Source organism: Massilia sp. P2_C2 (assembly GCF_056404615.1).
In genome coordinates this window covers 1-3,725 of sequence record NZ_JBFUDR010000445.1, presented here as the reverse complement: position 1 = coordinate 3,725, position 3,725 = coordinate 1, and the positions used below count along the sequence as shown (strand labels likewise).

At 67.2% G+C, this 3,725-nt stretch carries 4 protein-coding genes; 1 reads left to right on the top strand and 3 read right to left on the bottom strand.

What is annotated here, in order from left to right; all coding sequences use genetic code 11:
* Positions 1-1,639: sensor domain-containing diguanylate cyclase (locus tag AC1DYX_RS29065; protein ID WP_477265380.1), on the bottom strand; the 1,639-nt coding region annotated here is incomplete at its 3' end.
* A gap of 352 nt (positions 1,640-1,991) precedes the next feature.
* On the opposite strand from AC1DYX_RS29065, the gene AC1DYX_RS29060 reads away from it, so the two are divergent.
* Positions 1,992-2,822, top strand: coding sequence for a M35 family metalloendopeptidase (locus tag AC1DYX_RS29060; RefSeq protein WP_477265378.1), 831 nt, complete (start codon positions 1,992-1,994; stop codon positions 2,820-2,822).
* A 9-nt stretch (positions 2,823-2,831) separates the two neighbouring features.
* Here the strand turns inward: AC1DYX_RS29060 and AC1DYX_RS29055 are convergent, their stop codons facing one another.
* Together AC1DYX_RS29055 and AC1DYX_RS29050 are read right to left on the bottom strand one after the other, a co-directional pair.
* Positions 2,832-3,242, bottom strand: a complete 411-nt coding sequence (locus AC1DYX_RS29055; RefSeq protein ID WP_477265376.1) for a hypothetical protein — start codon at positions 3,240-3,242, stop codon at positions 2,832-2,834.
* A gap of 89 nt (positions 3,243-3,331) precedes the next feature.
* A partial coding sequence (locus tag AC1DYX_RS29050; RefSeq protein ID WP_477265374.1) for an OmpA family protein occupies positions 3,332-3,725 on the bottom strand: 394 nt, incomplete at its 5' end.

Sequence of the window (3,725 nt, the reverse complement as noted above, 5' to 3'; positions counted from 1 at the left end):
GGAAGCGGTAGCGCGCGGGACCTTCGGCACGCGCCCCGGCCATCGCCACCTGCGCCATCTGCAGCAATTCATGGGCGCCGCAGCAGCCTTCCGGCAGCAGCGCGATGCCGACGCTGGCGGACAGGAACACGCGCTGGCCGCCGACCAGGAACGGCTCGCGCATGGCGTCCAGCAGCCGCGCGGCCAGCACCACGGCGGCGTCCTGGCCGGACTGCTTCTGCACGACGATGAACTCGTTGCCGCCCTGGCGCGCCAGCATGTCGCCGCCCTCCAGCTGGCCGGACAGCCGGACGACGCATTCGCGCAGCACGTCGTCGCCGCCGCCATAGCCATAGCCACTGTTGATCTTGCGGAATTCGTGCAGGTCGAACACGAGCACGGCCAGCGTACGGCCGTCCTGGCGCGCGCCGGCGATCGCCTCGTCCAGCGCCTCGAGGATGCGGGTGCGGTTGGGCAGGCCCGTCAACGCGTCATGGGTCAGCTGCTCGACGAGGGCACGCTCCAGCCGGCGCCGCTCCGACAGGTCGCGCACGATGGCCACCTGCTGCCCGCCCGGCATGACGGCGCGGCGCACCTCGGCCGGAAAAGTGGGACCGTAGAGGCGATGACAATCCAGTTCGGTCTCGCCGGCGGCAGGCGGCACGAGGATGTCCAGCGGCAGGCCGGCAGCCGTCGCGCGCGCCACGCCGAACAGGTTTTCGGCGCGTGCGTTCATCATCGTGATGCGCCCTTCCGCACCGACCAGCAGGATGGCGTCCGGCGCGCACTCCATCAGGCTGCGGAAGCTCGCATCGCTCTCGGCCAGCGAACGCTCCGAACGCTGCAGCCGCAGGTAAGGCGCCTGCACGGCGGCCACCCAGATCGCGCGGTGCAGGCACAGATAGGCGATCACTTTATACACGTGACCGATCATGTTCATCACGTCGTCCGGACGTGCGTACAGCGAGAAGCTGACGCCGCTGAGGGCCATGACGGCGGCGGCCGTGGCCAGGTAGCGGTCCGTGCGCAGGCGCGTGACGAGTGCACGACGCAGCAGGAACAACGCGGCGAGGCCGTTCAGGACAATCAGGGCGATCTCGAAGTCGATTTTGAACGGCATCAGCCCCTTCCCCTGCACGAAGGCGGCCGGCAGTTTCAACGGATCACTCACCGCCTGCCAGAAACCGAGCACGACGATGCCCAGCGCAACCAGCAGCGCCCACTTGCGAACGCGGGGGCCGACGATCCGTTCACGCGGCGCGAAGGCGGCGCCGAGCAGCGCGACGGCACTGACGGCGCGGGCGAGCAGCCAGAAATCGATAGCCCGCACGACCGTAACCGGTCCGTTCAAGCCGGGCATGCCCGGTACGGTCATCAGGTGGCCGATGTCGAGCAGGCCGATGGCCAACGCGGCCGGCGACAACAAGGCCACCCGGATCGGCACGTCGCGGCCGATACCATGCCATCCGGTGGAAAACACGAGCATCGCGATGACCACCGAAAACACTTCCATCGCCGTATGCGCCGTCAGATACCAGCGCGAGTCCCACGGCAGCAGCGCGGTGTGGCCGAGCGCGAGCCAGGCCATGAAGACCGCCAGCAGCGCGGCCAGGATGGACAGCCGTACGGTGGAGGGAATTTTATGCGTGCGCCGTTTCATGCCGCCCTGCCCGGCCGTGCGCCGGCGCCGGTCGCGCGAAATCCGTTCAGGCGGGATGCGTGGCTGTCGTGCTCGATATTCATGTGCTGAAACGTATGACGCCGGGAAAGGGGCCGCCGGCGTGGATGAAATAGATTCTCATATGAAACATTTGTATTCAGAGAATCAATATATGATAACAACTTATTAAATGTAAATCGAGCAATATTGGCTCATCAAACTGAAATGTTGTGCCAATACAGCAAATTGAACGCCACTGGCGACGTATCACAACAATAACTCCTGCGAAACAACAATAACGGTCAGCAGACGCCGCGCTACAACAATGGTTTTCACGGTATCGGGAGACTCCATGAAGAACCGATTACGCTGGACCAGCGGCATCGCGGCCGTCCTGCTGCTGCCCGGCACCTGCCAGGCCGCGCCCACGGATGGCATTATCGTCGACGTCGCACCGGCCCGGCAAAGCCTGATGCGCAGCGACGACGTCGTCGTGACCGTGACGATCCGGAACACGTCGAACGCGACGCGCTACCTGCTGAAATGGCAGACGCCGTTCGCCGGCGTGCAGGCACCGTTGTTCGCCGTTACGCGCGACGGCCTGCCCGTCAGCTATCTGGGCATCCAGGCCAGGCGTGCGCCGCCGACGGCCGCCGACTTCGTCGCACTGGCGCCTGGCATGGCGCGCAGCAGCCGGGTGGAACTGTCCGCGCTGTACCGGATGGATATCACGGGCGCCTACAGCGTGCGCTACCGCGCGGACCGCCTGCAGGTGTACGGCCGGCCGGACGCGTCACGGCCGCAGGGCGCCGCCGTGACGCCGCTCGCGGCGGCCGTCTGGATCGACGGGTTGATGCCGCGCGGCATGCCCGAATCGGCGTACGCCCCCATTCCCGCGCCCGCGCCCACCGGCGGCAGCCTGACGTTCAGCCATTGCTCGAACGCGCAACAGGACAGCATCGCGGCGACCGTTGCACGTCACGTCGATGCCATCGGCCACGCTTTCGCCACCCGGCCGCCCACGGTCGACTGCGCGTGCACCCGGTCGTGGTACACCTATGTGTATGCGGACCAGCCGACCACGATCCATGTGTGCAAGGCCTTCTGGAAGGTCGACAATGCCGACTCGCCCGAATACTTCGGCGAGAACGATCCGTACCGAAACATCCTGCCGACGCGTTGAGCGCCGGATTCAGGACGTGATGTGGCGGAACAAGACGGGTTCGGTGACGAGCGGCGTCGTCGCGGCGAGCTGGTGGATGTCGCCCAGCACCGTGCCTGCGTAGCGCAATTCGTAAGTGTGATCGCCGGGTGTGAACGCGTAGTCGGCCGTGATGTCGATGGTGTGCGTATGGGCGGAGTGCGGCTGCAGCTCGAACCAGTCGGAAGCGGCGGGCGTGCCGTGCGCGGCGGCGGGCCCGACATAAGGGATAGGCGCCCCGCCCGGGTGCGCGCGCACGTCGAACACACGGCCGGCGGGCCTGGGGTCATAGGCCAGGGCGCGCGGCAGCCACACCCGGCGCTCGCCGCGGTTTTCCGCCCTGAAGGTGATCCATACCTTGTCATGCCTCGCGTCGACGCTCAGGCTTGCATGCACGTTCATTCCGCCTCCTTGGCAATGCCGACCTGCTGTCGGGCTGGAACGATTGTACCGCGCACGATTGCGTTTGGTGGGCACCCCGTGCCCACCGTTCACGCGCCGGAGAGGATCGTGATGGCCACGCGCCGGTTGCGCGCCCGTCCGACGGGGTCGGTGTTGGATGCCACCGGCCGGTTGGCGCCGCGCCCCACGGCCGCCAGGCGTTCCGCGGCCACGCCGTTCGCCGCGAACAGGCGCACGACGGTTGTCGCGCGCACGGCCGACAATTCCCAGTTCGACGCGAATGCCGGGTTGCCGATCGGCGTATTGTCCGTGAAGCCTTCGACTTCGATCCCGTGCGGGTCATCCTTCAGCAGGCCGGCGACGGTCTGCAGGGTCGCGCGGGCGGCCGGGGTCAGGGCGGCGTCGCCCTCGTCGAACAGGACGCTGGCATTGATTTCCAGCGTGACGCCGCGTGCCGTCTGCGTCACGCGCACCGTGCCGCTG

Excerpts from the sequence above, each read along its gene's own strand:
- AC1DYX_RS29060 (WP_477265378.1), top strand. The coding sequence starts at position 1,992 with ATGAAGAACCGATTACGCTGGACCAGCGGCATCGCGGCCGTCCTGCTG.
- AC1DYX_RS29055 (WP_477265376.1), bottom strand. The coding sequence starts at position 3,242 with ATGAACGTGCATGCAAGCCTGAGCGTCGACGCGAGGCATGACAAGGTA.